Source organism: Pelagicoccus sp. SDUM812005, assembly GCF_031127875.1.
GTDB lineage: Bacteria > Verrucomicrobiota > Verrucomicrobiia > Opitutales > Opitutaceae > Pelagicoccus.
Genome location: NZ_JARXIA010000002.1, coordinates 320,225 through 338,978, shown reverse-complemented (window position 1 = coordinate 338,978; position 18,754 = coordinate 320,225). Strand labels below are relative to the sequence as shown.

17 protein-coding genes and 1 tRNA gene are annotated in these 18,754 nt (G+C 58.8%); 15 read left to right on the top strand and 3 right to left on the bottom strand.

All coding sequences use genetic code 11. From position 1 onward, the window contains the following. Window positions 1-67 precede the first annotated feature (67 nt). From aspS to QEH57_RS04920, 3 genes are all read left to right on the top strand, one after another. The gene (gene aspS, locus QEH57_RS04930) at window positions 68-1,873 is read left to right on the top strand and encodes an aspartate--tRNA ligase (RefSeq protein ID WP_309005570.1); all 1,806 of its coding nucleotides are present in this window, start codon (window positions 68-70) and stop codon (window positions 1,871-1,873) included. A gap of 281 nt (window positions 1,874-2,154) precedes the next feature. Continuing rightward, window positions 2,155-3,486, top strand: a complete 1,332-nt coding sequence (locus QEH57_RS04925; RefSeq protein WP_309005569.1) for an ammonium transporter — start codon at window positions 2,155-2,157, stop codon at window positions 3,484-3,486. Window positions 3,487-3,573: 87 nt separating this feature from the next. Further along, complete coding sequence (locus QEH57_RS04920) at window positions 3,574-3,912, top strand: P-II family nitrogen regulator (RefSeq protein ID WP_191619053.1); 339 nt, start codon at window positions 3,574-3,576, stop codon at window positions 3,910-3,912. A gap of 547 nt (window positions 3,913-4,459) precedes the next feature. On the opposite strand, the gene QEH57_RS04915 is transcribed toward QEH57_RS04920, so the two are convergent. Both QEH57_RS04915 and QEH57_RS04910 read right to left on the bottom strand, forming a co-directional pair. Further along, window positions 4,460-5,296, bottom strand: a complete 837-nt coding sequence (locus tag QEH57_RS04915; RefSeq protein ID WP_309005568.1) for a hypothetical protein — start codon at window positions 5,294-5,296, stop codon at window positions 4,460-4,462. Window positions 5,297-5,427: 131 nt separating this feature from the next. Then, window positions 5,428-5,504 (bottom strand) — tRNA-Val (locus tag QEH57_RS04910). Window positions 5,505-5,645: 141 nt separating this feature from the next. On the opposite strand from QEH57_RS04910, the gene ilvN reads away from it, so the two are divergent. The 6 genes from ilvN to QEH57_RS04880 all read left to right on the top strand — a co-directional run bounded on the left by ilvN (window position 5,646) and on the right by QEH57_RS04880 (window position 11,080). Continuing rightward, entirely contained in the window at window positions 5,646-6,116 is a 471-nt protein-coding gene (gene ilvN / locus QEH57_RS04905; protein WP_309005567.1) for an acetolactate synthase small subunit, read from the top strand. 36 nt (window positions 6,117-6,152) lie between these two features. Continuing rightward, window positions 6,153-7,028 (top strand): hydroxymethylbilane synthase, encoded by an 876-nt coding sequence (gene hemC, locus QEH57_RS04900; protein WP_309005566.1) that lies wholly within the window; start codon window positions 6,153-6,155, stop codon window positions 7,026-7,028. Next, the gene (gene cobA, locus QEH57_RS04895) at window positions 7,021-8,544 is read left to right on the top strand and encodes a uroporphyrinogen-III C-methyltransferase (RefSeq protein ID WP_309005565.1); all 1,524 of its coding nucleotides are present in this window, start codon (window positions 7,021-7,023) and stop codon (window positions 8,542-8,544) included. The genes hemC and cobA overlap by 8 nt, the downstream gene beginning before the upstream one ends. Window positions 8,545-8,640: 96 nt before the next feature. Continuing rightward, on the top strand, window positions 8,641-9,738 hold the full coding sequence (locus QEH57_RS04890; RefSeq protein ID WP_309005564.1) for a DegT/DnrJ/EryC1/StrS family aminotransferase: 1,098 nt from the start codon (window positions 8,641-8,643) through the stop codon (window positions 9,736-9,738). Window positions 9,739-9,747: 9 nt separating this feature from the next. After that, entirely contained in the window at window positions 9,748-10,410 is a 663-nt protein-coding gene (locus QEH57_RS04885) for a phosphoribosylanthranilate isomerase (RefSeq protein WP_309005563.1), read from the top strand. 79 nt (window positions 10,411-10,489) lie between these two features. Then, window positions 10,490-11,080, top strand: coding sequence for a hypothetical protein (locus tag QEH57_RS04880; protein WP_309005562.1), 591 nt, complete (start codon window positions 10,490-10,492; stop codon window positions 11,078-11,080). Between the two features lie 91 nt (window positions 11,081-11,171). Here QEH57_RS04880 and ffh read toward each other — a convergent pair whose 3' ends face one another. Next, complete coding sequence (gene ffh / locus QEH57_RS04875; RefSeq protein WP_309005561.1) at window positions 11,172-12,587, bottom strand: signal recognition particle protein; 1,416 nt, start codon at window positions 12,585-12,587, stop codon at window positions 11,172-11,174. 109 nt (window positions 12,588-12,696) lie between these two features. Here ffh and QEH57_RS04870 point away from each other — a divergent pair, with 109 nt between their 5' ends. From QEH57_RS04870 to QEH57_RS04845, 6 genes are all read left to right on the top strand, one after another. Then, complete coding sequence (locus QEH57_RS04870) at window positions 12,697-13,179, top strand: Lrp/AsnC family transcriptional regulator (RefSeq protein ID WP_309005560.1); 483 nt, start codon at window positions 12,697-12,699, stop codon at window positions 13,177-13,179. 136 nt (window positions 13,180-13,315) lie between these two features. Next, a complete protein-coding gene (locus QEH57_RS04865; RefSeq protein ID WP_309005559.1) occupies window positions 13,316-14,488 on the top strand; it encodes an aminotransferase class I/II-fold pyridoxal phosphate-dependent enzyme in 1,173 nt (390 codons plus the stop codon). Between the two features lie 32 nt (window positions 14,489-14,520). After that, window positions 14,521-15,927, top strand: coding sequence for a ribosome biogenesis GTPase Der (gene der, locus QEH57_RS04860; RefSeq protein ID WP_309005558.1), 1,407 nt, complete (start codon window positions 14,521-14,523; stop codon window positions 15,925-15,927). 112 nt (window positions 15,928-16,039) lie between these two features. Further along, window positions 16,040-17,005: a methionyl-tRNA formyltransferase gene (gene fmt / locus QEH57_RS04855; protein WP_309005557.1), complete on the top strand. Its 966-nt coding sequence runs from the start codon at window positions 16,040-16,042 to the stop codon at window positions 17,003-17,005. A gap of 120 nt (window positions 17,006-17,125) precedes the next feature. Then, window positions 17,126-17,740, top strand: coding sequence for a LysM peptidoglycan-binding domain-containing protein (locus QEH57_RS04850; protein ID WP_309005556.1), 615 nt, complete (start codon window positions 17,126-17,128; stop codon window positions 17,738-17,740). A 15-nt stretch (window positions 17,741-17,755) separates the two neighbouring features. Then, window positions 17,756-18,748, top strand: a complete 993-nt coding sequence (locus QEH57_RS04845; protein ID WP_309005555.1) for a ParB/RepB/Spo0J family partition protein — start codon at window positions 17,756-17,758, stop codon at window positions 18,746-18,748. The last annotated feature ends 6 nt before the right edge of the window (window positions 18,749-18,754 follow it).

The following is an 18,754-nucleotide window of genomic DNA, read 5'->3' as shown; positions in this document are numbered from 1 at the left end:
GGCGGGAGAATGGGTTTGCTTTCTCGGGGGGGATTTGCCCAATGTGCTGCCCTTTTTTCCAAGAGCTATGAAACGAACACATCATTGCGGCCAACTTCGCTCAGGCGATGTTGGAAAATCGGTATCGCTGATCGGTTGGGTGGACTCCATCCGCGATCACGGCGGCATTCTCTTTATCGACCTAAGAGACCGCGAGGGCCTGACTCAGGTGAAGGCGAATCCGAATAGCGACGATGCCGAGTTCAACGCGGCGATCAATCGTCTCAAGCCGGAGTCGGTCGTCGAGTTCCATGGCGAAGTGGAAGCGCGAGCCGAGGGCACTACCAACGCCAAGATGCCTACGGGCGAGATCGAGGTGCAGGTCAAGGAGGTGGTGATCCACAACATCTCCGAGACGCCGCCGTTCCCGATCGACGACGAAAAGGGCGATAAGGTCAACGAGGACATGCGCCTGCGCTACCGTTACCTCGACCTGCGTCGCAGCAAGATGAACAAGGTGGTGCGTATGCGCCACGCGACGACGCGCTCCATCCGCGACTACATGGACACGAACGGTTTCGTGGACGTGGAAACGCCGATCCTCTTTAAGAGCACGCCGGAAGGCGCTCGCGAGTACTTGGTGCCGAGCCGCATCAATCCGGGCGAATTCTACGCGCTTCCGCAGTCGCCGCAGCAGTTCAAGCAGATGCTGATGGTGGCCGGAGTGGAGCGCTACTACCAGATCGCCCGTTGTTTCCGCGACGAGGATTTGCGGGCGGATCGCCAAATGGAGTTCACCCAGCTGGACATCGAGCTCTCGTTCATCGACCGCGAGGACATGTACGAGCTGATGGAAGGCTTGATGAAGCAGGTCTGGAAGGATGTGCTCGATATCGATTTGCCGACCCCGTTCCCGCGCATGTCCTTCGAGGATGCGATGAACCGTTTCGGCGTGGACAAGCCGGACACCCGTTTCGGTCTGGAAATCCAGGACTTCTCCGAAACCTTCGCGAACTCTTCTTTCAAGGTCTTTCAGGCGACGGTTGCCAAGGGTGGCGTCGTCAAAGCCTTCAAGGCTCCGACTTTGGCCGACGTGACGCAGGGCGAGATGAAGCACCTCGAGGAAACCGCGAAATCTCTCGGCGCCAAGGGGCTGGCTTTCATCAAGGTGGCCGAAGGCGGCGAGTGGAAGTCTCCGATCGTGAAGTTCTTCTCCGACGAGGAGAAGGCGGCCCTCAGCGAGCGTCTGGAGCTGGAGGAAGGCGATATCGTTTTCTTCGCGGCTTCCGATTGGGAGCAGGCCTGTGCGATCTTGGGCCGCACGCGTCTCGAGTGCGCGGAGCTTCTTAAGAAGCGCGGTCGCCTGGAGATCCCAGCCAACCAGTTCAATTTCCTTTGGGTGATCGAATTCCCGCTCATGTCCTACGACGAGGAGCGCGGCGGTTTCGCGGCGACGCACCATCCGTTCACGGCGCCAGTGCCGGAGGACGTTCAGTACCTCGACAGCGATCCCAAGCGGGTTCGCGGCCAGCACTACGATCTCGTGCTCAATGGGGTGGAGCTCGGCGGCGGCTCGATCCGTATCCACCAGACCTCCGTGCAGAAGAAGGTCTTCGAGGATGTGCTCAAGATTCCCGAGGACGTGGTGAAGGAGCGTTTTGGCTACATGCTGGAGGCCTTCAAGTACGGCGCTCCGCCGCACGGCGGCATCGCTTTCGGTCTCGATCGCCTGGTCATGATCCTGGCTGGCTTGCACAGCATCCGCGATGTGATCGCCTTTCCGAAGACGCAGAAGGGCCAGTGCCTCATGACCGACAGCCCGACGCCGGTGACCGAGAAGCAGCTCAAGGATCTGCACATCGACACTACGGTTCTGGCCGACGACGAAGAGTAGTTCGGGGCAGCCTTCGGGACTGATTGCAAATACTTTAGGGGAGTCGCTCAAATTCGAGCGGCTCCTTTTTTGTGCTCGGTCACATTTGAGCGCCCGAGCGAGGGCGTGCGGTTGGATCTACCTAGATCACTGCTTGGCAGTAATAATATTCATGGATCTAGAGGGGCTAACTCGCGATTTTTTTGGGAGAGGAGGGCGCTGGCATGCCAGTTGCTAAATGCTCGGGGTTGTTGATCTGCACGAAGCAGCGTCAATTCCTGAATAACAACTGATAGATCCACATGAAAAACCTCCTTAGAAATGTATCTGTATTGGCCCTGGCGGGAGTGGCCGCTGCATCGGCCTATGCAGCTGACTACGAAAGCTACGAAGCCTTCGCCGAATCCGACGGCTACGCGCTTTTCACTGTAAACAACCTTTGGCTGCTTATCTCCGCTGCATTGGTTTTTACCATGCACCTCGGATTCTCCACTCTTGAGGTGGGTCTCACCCAGCAGAAGAACACTGTAAACATCCTCTTCAAGAACGTGTTTATCCTTGCGGCGGGTGTGCTCACATACGCTTTCTGGGGCTTCAATGCGATGTATCCAGGTTTTGCTGACGATTCCGCTGGCATCTTCGCGATGGGCAGCTGGTTCGGGGTCGACAACGCTGACGTCTCCCTCATGACCGACAGCTACGCTGCCTACACATGGTGGACGGACTTTATCTTCCAGGCGATGTTCGCCGCGACTGCGGCCACGATCGTGTCCGGCGCGGTTGCGGAGCGTATCAAGCTCTCTTCCTTCATGGTTTTCGCGGTGATCCTCGTGGGCTTCGCTTACCCGCTCGCAGGTTCCTGGAAGTGGGGCGGAGGCTGGCTCGACCGCATGGGCTTCTACGACTTTGCCGGTTCTTCCATCGTACACGCCTTCGGCGGTTTCGCGGCGCTCGCTTGTGTGCTCGTCCTCGGCCCGCGTAAGGGCAAGTACACTAAGGACGGCAAGATCAAGCCGATCCTCGGCCACAGCATGCCGCTCGCGACGATCGGCGTCTTCCTCCTCTTCCTCGGTTGGTTCGGGTTCAATGGCGGTTCGGTTCTTTCCGCAGATCCTTTGCTCGTCTCCTACGTTTTCGTAACGACTGCTCTGGCAGCGTGTGGCGGCGCCATCGCTTCCATGGCGACGAGCGCGATCGTGCTCAAGAAGCCTGACCTTTCCATGGCGCTCAACGGTATCCTTGCCGGTCTCGTGGGCATCACGGCTGGCGCTGACTCGGTCGGTGTCTTCAGCTCCATCATCATCGGTGCGGTCGCTGGTGTGCTCGTGGTCTTCGCCATCCTCTTCTTCGACAAGATCAAGATCGACGATCCGGTCGGCGCGATTTCGGTCCACGGTGTCTGTGGTATCTGGGGAACGTTGGCAGTAGGGATCTTCGGTGACTTCAGCGTCGGCGTTCAGCTTATCGGCACGCTCACCTACGCGGCGTTTGCCTTTGTCTTCTCGATCATCGTCTTCGGCGCGATCAAGGCAGTCATGGGAGTTCGGGTCTCGGAAGAGGAAGAATTCGAAGGGCTCGACATCGGCGAGCACGGTCAAGAAGCCTATCCGGACTTCTCCATCACTTCCCGCTAGGGAATGCCTGTAAGGTTAAGAAGGACATTTACTTGCATAAAGTAACTCAATCCGTACTAAACATCTAACCCTCAAAGTTATTTCCCTATGAAATTAGTTGTAGCCATTATCAAGCCCTTCAAGTTGGAAGAGGTTAAAGAAGCGCTCTCAGAAATCGGCATCGAAGGTATGACCGTGACCGAGGTAAAGGGTTTCGGACGCCAAAAGGGTCACACGGAAATCTATCGCGGAAGCGAGTACACCGTGGACTTCCTTCCAAAGGTTAAGATCGAGATCGCCGTTCCGGATGATATCGTCTCTAAGGCTGCGGAGGCTATCGTGAAGTCTGCGAAGACTGGCAAGATCGGCGACGGCAAGGTTTTCGTTGTACCTCTCGAGGAAGCGATCCGTATCCGTACCGACGAAGCTGGCGACTCAGCTCTCTAAGCTTAGCCCGCAAGGTTAATTCCTTTTCTGGCCGACTTTCCCGCAGGGGAAGGTCGGTCTTTTTTTTTTTGTTCATCATCAAAAGCATTGGGATTGCCGTTTGGCTGTGGGTCCGTCGCCGTGGGGACGAAGCTCAAAGAGCGAAGGCTGCTTGCGGCGTGCCGCAGATCGCTGCTCTAATATCCTGCATTGCGGCGTGGCACGAGCGCCAGCCCTGCCCTCGGGAGCGTTTCCCCGCGCAAGGGTGGTGAACTTTTTTTTCTTGTTTACGGGGAAAGGGGAAAGGCGGCGGCGCTTAGCTTCTGCGCAAAAATAATATAACGTTGGGTTTGGTTTGCGCGCGAGGCGGTTTGCGCGTGATGCCTGTGGGGCGTGCTTGTGCGTTCGGAGCGTGTATGGGCGGCGCGTTGGGGTGTTGGAGCGGGCGTTGGGGCGTCGCTGCGCGTGGGAGCGTGGCGTGCGGCGTTGGGGGAGCTGGGGGCGTCGCTTTTTTCGTCGGGCGATGGGGCGTGCTGGGGTGTTTGGCGCGGGTGCCGGGAAGACGGCTTTAGGCGACGCCGGGCTGGATGCCCTTGATTTTGTTGCGCAGGGCTTGCACGTCCTCGGGGATTTGCAGGCCGGCGTTGGCTTCGAGCGCTTCGAGCAGGAACATGTTGGCTCGCAGGCGCTCGCATTCGTGGCTTTGGTTGGCAATGCGGGAGCGACGGATGGCTTCCCCGGCGCGTACGGCGAGGTTGAGGGCGATTTGTTGCTCGCGGGTGAGCGGCGATTCCTTGACGACGAGTTCTTCCGCTTCCGCTACCAGGCTTTTGTAGAGGGTGGAGAGGTGTTGGATGAGTTCTTCGCCGCTGAGTTTGTCTTGTTCCGGAGAGTAGTAGGCGATCGCCTTCTTGAAGGTGTTCGGGTGGATGGCGGAGACGTACTGCACGGTGTTGACGTGCTGGATGAAGCGGAAGATGCGGAGCGAGTTGGGCAATTCGGCTAGCATCAGCACCATGTAGAGCAGGTAGAAAATGGTGAGCATCAGCTTGGCCCCCACGAATAGGGAGAGTCCGAGCAGGACCAGGTTGAGGAAGAGTCCGGTGAAGAGGACGATGATGGCCAGGACGCAGCGGTCGAACTGGCGGGCAAAGGGAACTGGGAAGGGCTTGAGTACTTTGAGGTCGTAGTAGCGGGCGGGGACGTCGCCGTAGACGATTCCGAGCAGGTAGAGGATTAGCGGGATGAAGAGCATGGGCCAAAGCCAGCCGCCCGTCTCGTTGATGCCGCCCCGGTAGTATTCGAAAAGCGTGCCCCCGAAGAGCAGCGCGACCGCGAAGAGCATGGCCTTTTTCCAAGGCGTGATGGGGATTGGGTCTGGCTTCGGTTCGGCTTCTGCAGGCATGTTGAGAGGGAAAAGGCCTTCATTGCATGGGCGAACGCTCCTTGTGTTTCAAGTAGAACTTGATCGCGGCGCCGTCTCTTTGGGCAGGTTCTCCGCCTGAGGCGGGAACGGATTCTTCGCGGAGCGAAGAATGGTGGACGGGAAGGGACTCGAACCCCCGACCTACTGGGTGTAAACCAGTTGCTCTAACCAACTGAGCTACCCGTCCGATGGGAAAGGCCGCAAATAAGAATCTGCCAAAGCGCCTTGGCAAGGCAAAATTTAAGAAAATTGAGTTCGGGGTAACATGCTCCTTGCATGCCCCGAACCCCTCGGCTAAGAAGTCGCCCTTTTTTAAACCTGATCTCTCATGCGACACACCATCTCCGTCCTCGTAGAAAACAAATTCGGCGTACTCGCGCGTATCGCGGGCCTCTTCAGCGGCCGCGGTTTTAACATCGACACTCTCAACGTGGCTCCGACCCACGATTCCGAGCTGTCTCGCGTAACTGCTGTAGTGCGTGGCGACGATGCTGTGCTCGATCAAATCACCAAGCAGCTCAAGAAGCTGATCAACGTTGTCGAGGTGCACGACTTCAAGACCGGGCAAGCGGTTTCCCGCGAGCTGGTTATGGTGAAGCTCAAGACCGACTCCACCAATCGCGCCGAGATCATCCAGATCTGCGACCTCTTCCGCGCGAAGATCATCAGCGTGACGCATTCCGACGTGGTTGCGGAAATCACGGGGGACGAGGGCAAGATCGAGGCTTTCCTGAATCTGATCGAGTCCTTCGGAATCATCGAGCTTGGCCGTACGGGCAATCTCGCCATGGAGCGCTAGGCTCCGCGGCTTTTGTCTTCTCAGCAAACTCTCAAGATGATCAAACCCGCTCGGGAATACGTCATCGCCACGCGCAAGAGCCCGTTGGCTATGGCCCAGACGCATCTGGCCAAGGAGCTCTTCGAGCGTGGAATGCCGGATGCGATCTTTCGTATCGAAAAAATGGTGACTACTGGCGACAAGCGTCAGGAGTGGTCATTGGAAAAGCAGGGCGGAAAGGGGCTCTTCACGAAGGAGCTCGAAGAAGCTCTGCTGGAAGGTCGCGCGGATTTCGCGGTACATAGCGCCAAGGATCTGCCCTCCGAGATGCCGGAGGGCCTTTCTCTCGCCGGCTTCTTGCCGCGCGAGACTTGCGAGGATGTTTTGATCCTACGCGAAGGCGTCGAAAGCCCCAAGCTCATCGCGACCGGGAGTCCGCGTCGCCGTATCCAGCTGCGCTACCTGTTTCCGGAAGCTGAGTTCACGGAGATTCGCGGAAATGTGGATACGCGCCTCACTAAGATTGCTCGGGGCGATGCCGATGCGACGGTTTTGGCCTCGGCCGGCTTGAATCGCTTGGGAATCGAGTCGTGGGAAGGCGTAACTTTTCGCACCTTGAGCTTGGACGAGTGCGTGCCGGCGGTCGGTCAGGCTGCGGTTGCTATCCAGTGCCGTACGGAAGATGTGGATACGTTTGCAGCCCATCTCGATGAGGAGACGGCTATTGCGGTCAATCTCGAACGAGCCTTTTTGGAGGAACTCGGGGGCGGGTGCCAAGTCGCCTTTGCTGTCAATTACGTGGGCGGCAGCTTGCGGATTTACCACAAGCAGTGCGGCAAGGAAGTGCGTTCTCTCCCGATGGAGTACGTGGCGACTCGCTACAAGAAGATTGCCGCTAAGCTGATAGAGCAGCTCGAACTCAAGGATGCCTAAGGGAATCGTTTATCTGGTTGGGGCGGGACCTGGAAATCCGGACCTCCTCACCGTGCGGGCCAAGCAACTGATCGAGACGGCAGAAGTCTTGGTCTACGACTACCTTGTTCATCCTGCTTTTACCTACCTGCTGCCGGAAGGCTGCGAACAGATCTGCGTGGGCAAGCGAAAGGGGTTTCACTCCAAGAAGCAGGAGGAAATTCAGGATATCTTGCTCGCGAAGGCCCGGGAGGGAAGGCGGGTGGTGCGCTTGAAGGGCGGGGATCCGTTTATCTTTGGACGCGGCGGCGAGGAAGCTATGGCGCTTGCCGCAGCGGGAATTCCGTTCGAGGTGGTTCCGGGCATTACCTCTGCGATGGGGGCGTCTGCGTTTAGCGGAATTCCGCTGACCAACCGCAATACGAACGCGACCTTGGTTTTCGTAACGGGCCACGAGGATCCAGAAAAGATGGATACGACGGTGGACTGGGGGAGCTTGCCCAAGAAGAACGCCACGATTTGCATCTACATGGGGGTCGCCAATATCGAGCGGATCTCCGGTCGTTTGATGGAGGGCGGTTTTCCGGGGACGACGCCGGTCGCGTGCGTGGAGTGGGCGACCATGGGGCATCAACGGATTTGTCGCGGAAAGCTGGATACTATTTCAGATACGACCAAGGCCTTTGGCCTGAAGGCTCCGGCCATAATTATTGTAGGAGAGACTGCTGCTATGAGTGAAGATTTGTCATGGTTCGAAAAGAAGCCGCTGCAAGGGCGCAAGCTCGTCGTTACGCGTAGCCAAGGGCAAGCGAGCGAATTGAGTTCGATGCTGGAAAAGCTGGGAGCGGAGGTGATTGGCCTGCCTTTGATCACGATTTCCGGAAATGTGAATCCGCAAACCGCTGAAGATGTGTTTTCGGAAATCGCATCCTACGATTGGCTCGTTTTTTCCAGTCCGAACGGGGTGCGCTATTTCTTCGAGGCTTTTTTTAAGCGCTTCGAGGACATTCGTTCCTTAGGTTTCCTGCGGATCGCGGCGGTGGGGAAGTCGACTGCGAAGGAGATCAAGAAGTATTACGTCACCACCGACCTGATACCGGACGAGGCCAATGCGGAGAGCTTGGCGGAAGCCTTGGTCGCCACGGATAGCCTCGACAGCGCCAAGGTGCTGGTCGTCGCTGGAAACCTCGGCCGCGACGTCTTGCTGGACAAGCTCGAGGAGGCGCGGGCCATCGTGGACCGTTTCGAGGTCTACAAGACGGAGCAGACGGATCTCAGCGAAAACCCGGCGGCCAAGATGTTTCGCGAGCAGGGGGCGGACGGGATCCTGTTCACGAGTTCCTCGGGCGTGCGTTCTTTCATCGACCAGGCGAAGCACCTGCAGCTCGGTCCCGACGCGCTGCGCCCCAAGACGATCAGCATTGGTCCGATCACTTCGGCTTCGATGAAGCAGATCGGCATGCCGGTCGACCTCGAGGCCAAGGAGGCCAGCTTGGAAAGTTTGGTCGACGCGGTGGTAAAGCGTTTCGGAAAGTGAGTTTTTGATTGTGGGAAGCGGCCCGGCGCCGCGATTTAGGTTTGGCGATCGCGAGGCAAGCTCGCTTTTCGCCTTTGGATTTCTGTTTTTTAAATTATGAAGGTTCCTTTTATCGATCTCAAGCGGGCCCATGAGCCGCTGAAGGAGGAGTTGCTCGCAGCGTTTGCAAACACGCTCGACCATGGCGGTTTTTGCTTGGGGCCGGATGTGGATGCCTTCGAGCGAGGGTTCGCCGAGGTGCAGGAAGTGGCGGGCTGCGTGGGTGTTGGCAGTGGGACGGAGGCGTTGCACTTGATCGCCCTAGCCATGGGCATCGGCCCTGGCGACGAGGTCATTGTGCCGGCGTTTACTTTTATCGCATCCGCTTGGTTTGCCCAGTACGTGGGCGCCAAGGTTGTATTTGCCGATATAGACCCCAAGACCTATACCATCGATCCGGAGGGACTCGAGTCGCTCATCACGGAGAAGACGAAGGCGATCGTGGTGACTCATTTGTTCGGTCAGGCGGCCGACATGGAGCCGATCCTGGAGCTGGCGTCGTCCCGTGGAATCAAGGTGGTGGAGGACGCGGCCCAGGCTCACTTGGCCCGGTACAAGGATCGCTCGGTAGGTGACATCGGAGATGCGGGTGCCTTTTCCTTCTATCCGACCAAGAATTTGGGCGGCCTGGGTGAGGGCGGCGCGGTCACGTCGCGCGACGCGGGGATGCTCGAGCAGATCAAGATCCTGCGGGCGCATGGCTCCAAGGAGCGCTACCTCAACCATTTCGTGGGCTACAACAATAGATTGGAAGGCCTGCAGGCGGCTTCGCTCAACGTGAAGCTTCCGCACTTGCGCGGGAAGACGGCTCGCCGCCAGAAGATCGCCCGCTGCTACTTGGGCGGGATCGACAATCCTAGCATCGCCTTGCCGGTGCCGGCTCGCTACGGCGAATCGGTCTACCACATGTTCACCATTCGCCACGCGGAGCGGGATCGCTTGAAGGCGTACTTGGCGGAGGAGGGGATCGGCAGCGATATCGTCTATCCTTATCCGCTCCATCTGCAGCCGTGCTTCAATTTCTTGGGTTACAAGGAGGGCGATTTCCCTGTGGCGGAGGAGTTGGCCAAGACCTGTCTCAGTCTGCCGATCGTACCGGAGCTCACGGACGAGGAGGTCAATTACGTGATCGAAAAGCTCAACGCGTTCGCCTAGGGTGGCGGAATGGTAAACGGAATCCAGTTCAAGGTTTGCGGGCTCACGCGGGCCCGCGACGCTCAGGCGGCTGCGGAGGCGGGAGCGGATTACTTGGGGTTTATTTTTTATCCCAAGTCGCCGCGCGGCATTCGGCTGGAGCGCTACCGTGATATCTTGCCCCGTTTGCCGGAGGTGCCGAAGGTGGCGGTGACGGTGGCTCCCGACCTTTATTCGCTGGCTCAGCTCGAAGGGCTCGGCTTCGACAAGTTCCAGATCCATTTCCCGATAGGGATCGTGGAGGAGGTCGAAGGCTGGTCGAAGCTCGTGGGGAAGGAAAGGCTGTGGTTGGCACCCAAGATGGCTCCGGGCGTGGCCTTCGATCCGTTGCTCCTGCAGCATGCCAGCGGAATTCTCTGGGATGCGTTCAAGCAGGACCAGGACACCTATGGCGGGACTGGGACTAAGAGCGATTGGGGGAGCTTTGCGGATAACCGGAAGCGCTATCCGGAAGCGAAGTGGATTTTGGCGGGCGGAATCTCGCCGGAGAACGCGGCGGAAGCCTTGGTGGAGACCGGGGCGGATGTCTTGGACTTCAATAGTTCACTCGAAATTGAGCCCGGGCTGAAGGATCTTGAACGAATTTCGCAGGTCAGAGTCTCTTTATCGGAAGCTGCAATGGGGAACTCCTAGTTTTTTAGTGGAGTTTTTACCCTTAGGCTACATTTATAGAAACGCTAATCTCTGCCCCAGACGCCCTATGCCAAAGACATTGCGACACAGAACATTCGTTATCGCCTCGCTCTTTTCCGTCGCATCTCTGTTCGCCCAGGATGCGGAAGAGGTCTCGCCGCTCGTGAAATCCGAAAGCCAGGCAGAGGAGAAGGCTCCTCCTGCGGAGGAGGCCACCGTGGGGACGAAATCTTTCGACGCGGAAACGGTGAACGAACTTTTCGAGACCTACAAGGCGGAGAACGAGCGGGTCGCCAAGGAATTTGCCCCGCATATGAACTTCGACGACCTTGAGGTCATCGAGCTCGGAGCGGTCAACGCCCAAGCCTACGAGGTTCGCAATCTCGACTTGCTCATCGACAAGCTGGATCCGCAGCCGCGTCGCCGCCTGGCCCGGCTGGCGGAGCTCGATCCGGTCGCCGCGGCGAACATTCGCGTAACGGCTCGCGCCGAAGAGCGCTTCTTTGCCGGAGAAAATGACTACGGCAACGACATGAACGCGGGGTCGACGGCGAACGTCGATTTCCGCAAGGTGGGCTCGGCCTTGAGCGACGCCTTGAAGAAGGCTAAGGAATCGATGCGCGAAAAGAAGGCTACGGATGACCAAGCTGCAGTGCCGACGGGCGACTGAGGCGGTTCGGTTCGCTGAGCAAATATTTTGAAAGGCGACTCCTTGCGGGGTCGCCTTTTTCTTTGGTTTCTGCGGCTCGGGGCGGCGTGGCCTAGAACTTTAGGTTGTCTAGGTTGGGCATGCCGGCTCCGCCGCCCATGCCTCCCATTTGGTTGGGGTCCATGCCGGAAGCTTTCATTTGCTTCATCATCTTCTTCATGTTGCCCATCTTCTTCCCGCCGCCTTGCATCTTCTTCATCATCTTTTTCATCTGCATGTGCTGCTTGATGAGCTGGTTGACTTCGGCGAGCTTGGTGCCGGATCCGCGGGCGATGCGGGTGCGGCGGCTGGAGTTGAGAAGCTGCGGCTTTTGGCGCTCGACCTTGGTCATGGAGAGGATGATGGCCTCGCTGCGCTTCATCTGCTTTTCGGCTTTGTCGTCCATGCCCATGTTGCCGGCCATCTTGCCCATGCCGGGCAGCATTCCCATGATGGAGGACATGGAGCCGAGCTTTTTGATCTGGCTGAACTGCTTGAGCATGTCCTCGAAGTTGAAGTCGCCCGCCATCATACGCTCGGCCATGTTGGCGGCGTCCTTTTCGTCGATGCTTTCCTGGGCCTTTTCAACCAGCGAAACCACGTCGCCCATGCCGAGGATGCGGCTGGCCATGCGGTCCGGGTGGAAGACGTCGAAGTCGTCGAGCTTTTCGCCGGTACCGGCGAACTTGATCGGCACTTCGGTGATCTCCTTCATGGAGAGGGCGGCGCCGCCTCGGGCGTCGCCGTCGAGCTTGGTCATGACGATGCCGGTCAGCTGGACGGCTTCGTTGAAGGTCTTGGCGACGTTGACCGCTTCCTGGCCGATGGCTCCGTCGACGACGAGCAGGACTTCGTCCGGATTGACGCGTCGCTTGAGCTCCTTGATTTCGTCGATGAGCTGCTCGTCGATCTGCAGGCGGCCGGCGGTATCGAAGATGATGAGGTCGTCGCCGGAGGCGGTGGCGACGCGGAGGCCTTCTTCGCCGATGGCCGGCACGTCGGGAGTGCCGCGCTTGGCGAAGCAAGGGACGTCGATCTGGCGGGCTACGGTCTCGAGCTGGTCGATGGCGGCCGGGCGGTAGACGTCGCAGGCCACGAGGTGCGGCTTGTAGCCGTCCTTCTTGAGGGCCTTGGCGAGCTTGGCGGAGGTGGTGGTCTTGCCGCCGCCCTGCAGGCCGACCATCATGATCTTGAGCGGCTTTTTCTTGGAAAGTTCGGTGGAGCCTTCGCCGAGCAGGGCGGTGAGCTCGTCGTTGATGATCTTGATGATCTGCTGGCCGGGGGTGACGGTTTTGAGCACGTCTTGGCCTACGCATTTCTCCTTTACGCGTTCGATGAAGGCGCGAGCGACCTTGAAATGCACGTCGGCGGAAAGCAGGGCGGCGCGTACTTCCTTGAGCGCTTCGGCCATGTTTTCCTCGGAAAGCTTGGCGGTGCCGCGCAGGTGGCGCATGGCGTTAGTGAGCTTGTCAGTCAGGCTTTCGAACATAAGGGGGAGACGTTAGGGCGAGAGATTGGATTGGTAAAGAGGAAGCTGAGCTTGCTTGTGAATTTCCTTCTGGATCTTCTAGAGGAAACGCGCAATGTGACGGCCCATTATGAACGAGGTATTCAAGCTGCTAGCAGAGGGCGAGCGACTCAACGAGAGCCAGATGGCCGAAATTCTCGGCTTGTCCGTGGAAGAGGTTGAGGCGCAGCTTGCTGTGTTGAAGGAGAAGGAGCTGCTTCTCGGCTGGATCCCTGTGCTCAATCCCGAGAAGGACGATTCCTTGGCGGTGCGCGCCGCGATCGAGGTGAAGATCTCTCCCGAGCGCGACGGCGGCTTCAATCGCCTGGCCCAGCGGATCAGCCGCTTCGACGAAGTGGAGTCCTGCTACCTGATGTCCGGCGGCTACGACTTGCTGGTGGTGGTGAAGGGGTCGTCCTTGCACAAGGTCGCCAGTTTCGTTTCCGAGCGCCTGTCGACCATCGAGGGCGTGCTTTCCACCGCGACGCACTTCATGCTGCGAGCCTACAAGGAGCAGGGTTACCTGATCGAGCAGCCAGCAGAGGACAAGGCACGTCTCGACGTGACGCCGTAACGGGAAGCGAATCCATACTTCGTATCCTTTCGAGCGGCCGCGACATTTGTCACGCCGCTCTTCCAGTTTCTATACGTAACCGATTTTCGAATACGCAGCCGCCAAGGAGCTGCATTTCACCAAAACCATAAATATCATGTCTCAAGCTCAAAACCGTTTTATCGCCGATCATGTTATCGGGCTCCCGCGTTCGGGAATCCGCGACTTCTTCGAGCTGGTGGCGGCGATGAAGGACGTTATCTCGCTGGGTATCGGCGAGCCGGACTTCACCACCCCCTGGCACATACGCGAGGCGGCGATCTACGCATTGGAGAAGGGGCGCACGCACTACACGTCGAACCTTGGCTTGATCGAGCTGCGTCGTGAAATCTCGGCCTACGTGGGCCGCAACTTCGGCTTGGAGTACAATCCCAACAACGAGGTGCTGGTGACGGTGGGCGTTTCGGAGGCTATGGATATCGCCTTGCGAGCGGTCTTGAATCCGGGCGACAAGGTGCTCTACCAAGACCCTTGTTTCGTGTCCTACCATCCGACGGTTTTGCTGGCCCATGGCGTGGGCGTGGCGATCAAGACGGATGCCGAGTCGGCGTTCACCTTGAAGGCGGAAGAGGTCAAGAAGTCCTGGGAGCCGGGCTGCAAGGTCCTGCTGATCAACTTGCCCTGTAATCCGACTGGCGGCGTTGCCGAACGCAAGGAGCTGGAGGAGATCGCCAAGTTCGCGGTGGAGAAGGACATGCTGGTCATCAGCGACGAGATCTACGCGGAGATGACCTACGAGGGCGAGCATGTGAGCATCGGGATCTTTCCCGGCATGCGCGAGCGCACGATTTTCTTGCATGGCTTTTCCAAGGGCTGGGCCATGACGGGCTGGCGCCTGGGCTACGCTTGCGCTCCGGCCTATTTGACCGAGGCCATGATGAAGGTGCACCAGTATTCCATGATGTGCGCTTCGATCGTGGCCCAGGATGCGGGCATCGAGGCGCTGCGCAATGGAGACGAAGCGGTGAAGACGATGCGCCAGGCCTACCAGCGTCGCCGCGACCTCGTAGTGCGCCGCTTCAACGAGATCGGCCTCACTTGCCACAAGCCCAACGCAACTTTCTACGCCTTTCCTAACATCACTTCGACGGGGCTCGACTCCACGACTTTCTCCAAGCGCTTGCTTGAGGAGGAGCGCGTGGCTATGGTACCGGGCACCGCTTTTGGCAAGTACGGCGAAGGCTTCGTGCGCTGCAGTTTCGCGACCGGCTATGACCAGATCGTGGAAGCCTGCAACCGCATCGAGCGTTTCGTCAACAATCTCAAGTAGAGCGACTTCTTTCGCGTAACAACTTTCTGGATATGAACTTCAATGTGGCAATCGTAGGCCGACCTAACGTCGGCAAAAGCCGCCTTTTTAACCGATTGGCGGGCAAACGCATTTCTATCGTTCACGATATGCCGGGGGTAACGCGCGATGTTATCACGCGGGATTTGGACGATGGTTATACGCTCATGGATACCGGAGGCATGGGCCTCGTGGAGGGGATGAGCGATACGCCGGGCAAGATCGTCAATGCGGTAGAGGGACAGATCGACTTCTCTATCGATGCGGCGGACTTGGTCCTCTTCGTCGTCGATGGTCGCGAAGGCTTGATGGCGCTCGATAAGCAGATGGCCGAGCGCCTGCGTCGCAGCGAGAAGCGTGTCCTGCTGGTGGTGAACAAGGTCGATACCGAGACGACTGCGATTAACGACAAGGAGTTCTACCGCTACGGTTTCGGCGAGCCGCATCTGGTATCCGCGGAGCACGGACGCGGGATGAGCACCCTGAAGAAGGCAATCCTCAAGCTTCGCGACGAAGTGGCAGGACCGCCGGTGCCGGAGGAAGACGACGGCAAGAAGGTGTTGAAGGTGTGCTTCATCGGACGTCCAAATGTGGGCAAGTCTTCCTTGAGCAATTGCTTGGTTCAGTCGGAGCGCTTCATCGTGAGCGACGTTCCAGGCACCACGCGCGACTCGATCGAAATGCCTTTCGTATGGAAGTCGAAGCGCGGGGAAGATTGGCACTTCATGCTCACCGACACGGCGGGCATTCGCAAGCAGACCAAGCTGAATTCCTCGGTCGAGTATTTCTCGCGGGTGCGTTCGCTTGACGCGATTCGCGACGTGGACGTGGTCTTCATGGTGATCGATGCCAAGGAAGGTCCGACCAATCAGGACAAGGCGATTGCGGGCGAGGCGACCAAGGCCAACAAGCCGGTGGTCATCGTCGTGAACAAGTGGGACTTGGCCTTGGAAGCTTGGGAGAAGGAAGAGATCGACGGTTTCGAGACTGAGAAGGATTTCCGCGAAGCCTTCGAGAAGGGTATCCAGCGCGAGCTGTTCTTTGTACCCGGATCTCCGATACGTTTCGTTTCCGCCAAGGAGGGGATCGACGTGGAGAAGATCCTGCTTTCGGCGCGTCAGCTCAACAAGCGCCAGAACCGTCGCATTCCGACCGGCCGCCTCAACAACAAGCTCTACAAGATGTCCGAGCGCCTGCCTGCTCCGAAGCGGGACGGAAAGCGCTTCCGCATCTACTACGCGGTGCACACCGGAAACTATCCGTATCGCTTCAAGATCTTCTGCAACCAGGCCAAGAAGCTGGACGACTCCTACCGTCGCTTCCTTCTCAAGGGGTTGGTGCAGGAGTTCGAGCTCGATGGATGTCCCATGGTTTTCGACTTGGTTAACAAGACGAATCCGTACGTGCGGGACGAAGACTAAAGCGGCGAGGTTCGCTTGCTCGCTCCGAGGAGCGAGCGGGATCGATTCTTCGTGGACGCGGACTCTGGCTCCGCGCTAGTTTTTTTTTGAGATGGCTTTTCGAATGATATTCATGGGGTCGGACCCCATCGCTTTACCCGGCTTGGAGTCGATTGTCGCAGGCAAGTGCGGCGACATCGAGCTGGTTGCGGTCTATACGCAGCCCGATCGCCCGCGCGGCCGTGGCAAGAAGGTGGTACCCAACGAGATCAAGACCTGGGCGCTCGAGCGTGGTTTGCCTGTCCATCAGCCGGAGAAGGTGGGCAAGGCAGAGCGTTTGGAGATCGAAGCGATGCAGGCGGACTCTATCCTGGTGATGGCGTACGGCCATATCCTGTCGCAGAAGCTCATCGATACGCCCAAGCTAGGTATTTGGAATTTGCATACATCGCTCCTGCCGAAGTATCGCGGAGCCTCGCCGATCCAGTGCGCGGTGGCGAGCGGCGATGCGGAAACCGGCGTTTCCCTGATGAAGCTCGTACGCGAGATGGATGCCGGGCCGGTACTGGACGTCGAGCGGGTGCGTATCGGAGAAGAGGATACCGCTTTGGACGTGGAGGCTCGTTTGGCGGCGGCTTGCGCGCCGCTCTTGCAGCGCGGTTTGCCGCGCGTGCATGCGGGGACGGCGGAGCTGCAGGAGCAGGACGTGTCCCAAGTGAGTTTCGTGCGCAAGCTGGGCAAGGAAGACGGGGAGTTGGACTTCCGAGCGTCCGCGGGCGTGCTGGCCCGGCGCATCAACGGCTTGTTTCCCTGGCCTTCCACGCGCGCCTGCCTCGGCGAGGTGTCGATCAAGGTTGGCCTCGCGGTGGCGGAAGACCAGTCGTTCGACCAGCCTGCGGGCACGGTCATTGGGATCGAGCCGGGAGGCTTGCGAGTCGCTTGCGGGGAGGGCTCTTTGCTGCTCAAGAAGCTGCAGCGGCCCGGCGGCAAGATGTTGCCCGCGGCGGATTTCGTTCGTGGTTTCGAGCTGCCGGAGAATGCGGTATTCGAATCGCGCGAGATGACGGAACTTGTCAGTTCCGAGCACGTCAGGGGATAGGAGTTTTTGTCGTGGGCGGGCGTCTGCCGTCCGCCTTTTTCGCGTGCGGCGCGACAAGCATGCTTCCGCATCCGCTAAACGCTTGTTTTCGAAATCAGATTTACCCAGCATTCCCGTATCATGAAACGATTCATCCCGTTATTTGCCGTCTTTCTTTTCGCTTCGGTTTCGCCTGTCTTTCAAGCGAGCGCCCAGTCTTCGAATTTGCAGTATCAAGTGGCGAACATGGTAGAGGACCAGCGCTTGATGATGGAGCAGATGCGCGGCTTGTTGGCGGAGATGGACGAGATGCGTCGCGAGAACGCTCGGCTGCGGGCTTTGGTGGAGGATTTCGAGGCGAAGGCCGCTCGCCAGTCCGGCAGCTATGCAACGGTGGCCCAGGTCAACGAGCTCATGCGCAAGACGGCGGCGGACTTGTCGGCCCGGGACGATGTGATCCAGCGCGAGTTGACGGCTATGGTGAACCGGGAGCTGCAGAAGTTTGCCAAGGACGTGCGCGAGGCGGTGAGCTCCGTCCCGACCGTGGCCAAGCCGGATCCCAACGTACGGACCAACTTCAGCGACAACTTCCCGTCGACAGGGATTCCCTACGACGTCGCTCCGGGCGACAGCCTGGCAGGAATCGCCAAGAAGTTGAATTCTCGTATCGACTGGATTCAAAACGCCAACAAGATCTCGGACCCTCGACTCCTCCAGGTCGGTCAAAAGATTTTCGTTCCTCAAGCATCCGAATAGATCCCCAGACATCACATGGCGAAAGCGAAACCCAGATTGGGTAAAGGGCTAGCCGGCCTCATCTCCGGCAACACTGCGAACAAGGCGACCGCACCGGCTGCCAAGACTTCCGCTCCCGCGAAGGCTCCCGCCAAGAAGGCGGCAGCCGCTCCTGCCAAGGCAAAGGAGACGGCCGCTCCGGTCGCCGTCGCCAAGGAGCCGTCGAGCAGCCCCGACTTTTTGGAATTGCCGGTTTCCAAGGTGGAGCCGAATCCGCACCAGCCGCGCCGCGAGTTCGAGGAGAGCCAGCTGACCGATTTGGCGGAGAGCATCCGCAGCGAGGGCTTGATCCAGCCGATCGTGGTTCGCGAGGTGGATGGCCGTTACCAATTGATCGCGGGCGAGCGTCGTCTGCGGGCTTTCAAGATGCTGAAGCTCGGCAAGATCCCGGCTCGCATCATCAAGGCGGGCGACTCTTCGTCCGCTTCCATGGCGCTGATCGAGAACTTGCAGCGCGAGAACCTGAACCCGATCGAAGAGTCGATGGGTTACGCGAGCTTGCTGAGGGATTTCGATTTGACGCAGGAGCAAGTGGCGGAGCGAGTGGGCAAGGGTCGCGCTACGATCGCGAATTCGCTGCGTTTGCTCACGCTTCCGGACGAGGTGCGCGGCTACCTCTCCACCGGCTTGCTTTCCACGGGGCACGCCAAGGTGCTGCTCGGGTTGGAGGCCAAGCAGGAGCAGACTTTGATCGCGCGTCGCATCATCGAAGAAGGTGTCAGCGTCCGCGGCGCGGAGAGCTTGATCGATTCGATGAAGCGTTCGGGCAAGGGCAAGCAAACCGGCGGGCGCAGCGTTTCGGCCGCGGAGGCGGCTGCCATCGAGGACATCGAAAAGCGCATGGTTTCCTATTTGAACGCCAAGGTGGCCCTCAAGCACGCGGCCAAGAAGGGCAAGATTGTCATCGAGTACACGGGGAACGACGACCTGCAGCGAATCCTCGACCGGATCGGTTTGGAGGAGCGCTAGGGCGTC

Bases quoted from the DNA above. Each gene is read 5' to 3' on its own strand.
- cobA (WP_309005565.1), top strand. From the start codon at position 7,021: ATGCCTAAGGGAATCGTTTATCTGGTTGGGGCGGGACCTGGAAATCCG.
- QEH57_RS04850 (WP_309005556.1), top strand. From the start codon at position 17,126: ATGAAACGATTCATCCCGTTATTTGCCGTCTTTCTTTTCGCTTCGGTT.
- QEH57_RS04845 (WP_309005555.1), top strand. From the start codon at position 17,756: ATGGCGAAAGCGAAACCCAGATTGGGTAAAGGGCTAGCCGGCCTCATC.
- ffh (WP_309005561.1), bottom strand. From the start codon at position 12,587: ATGTTCGAAAGCCTGACTGACAAGCTCACTAACGCCATGCGCCACCTG.
- aspS (WP_309005570.1), top strand. From the start codon at position 68: ATGAAACGAACACATCATTGCGGCCAACTTCGCTCAGGCGATGTTGGA.
- hemC (WP_309005566.1), top strand. From the start codon at position 6,153: ATGATCAAACCCGCTCGGGAATACGTCATCGCCACGCGCAAGAGCCCG.
- der (WP_309005558.1), top strand. From the start codon at position 14,521: ATGAACTTCAATGTGGCAATCGTAGGCCGACCTAACGTCGGCAAAAGC.
- QEH57_RS04870 (WP_309005560.1), top strand. From the start codon at position 12,697: ATGAACGAGGTATTCAAGCTGCTAGCAGAGGGCGAGCGACTCAACGAG.
- QEH57_RS04915 (WP_309005568.1), bottom strand. From the start codon at position 5,296: ATGCCTGCAGAAGCCGAACCGAAGCCAGACCCAATCCCCATCACGCCT.
- ilvN (WP_309005567.1), top strand. From the start codon at position 5,646: ATGCGACACACCATCTCCGTCCTCGTAGAAAACAAATTCGGCGTACTC.
- QEH57_RS04890 (WP_309005564.1), top strand. From the start codon at position 8,641: ATGAAGGTTCCTTTTATCGATCTCAAGCGGGCCCATGAGCCGCTGAAG.
- QEH57_RS04925 (WP_309005569.1), top strand. From the start codon at position 2,155: ATGAAAAACCTCCTTAGAAATGTATCTGTATTGGCCCTGGCGGGAGTG.
- fmt (WP_309005557.1), top strand. From the start codon at position 16,040: ATGGGGTCGGACCCCATCGCTTTACCCGGCTTGGAGTCGATTGTCGCA.
- QEH57_RS04920 (WP_191619053.1), top strand. From the start codon at position 3,574: ATGAAATTAGTTGTAGCCATTATCAAGCCCTTCAAGTTGGAAGAGGTT.
- QEH57_RS04885 (WP_309005563.1), top strand. From the start codon at position 9,748: ATGGTAAACGGAATCCAGTTCAAGGTTTGCGGGCTCACGCGGGCCCGC.
- QEH57_RS04865 (WP_309005559.1), top strand. From the start codon at position 13,316: ATGTCTCAAGCTCAAAACCGTTTTATCGCCGATCATGTTATCGGGCTC.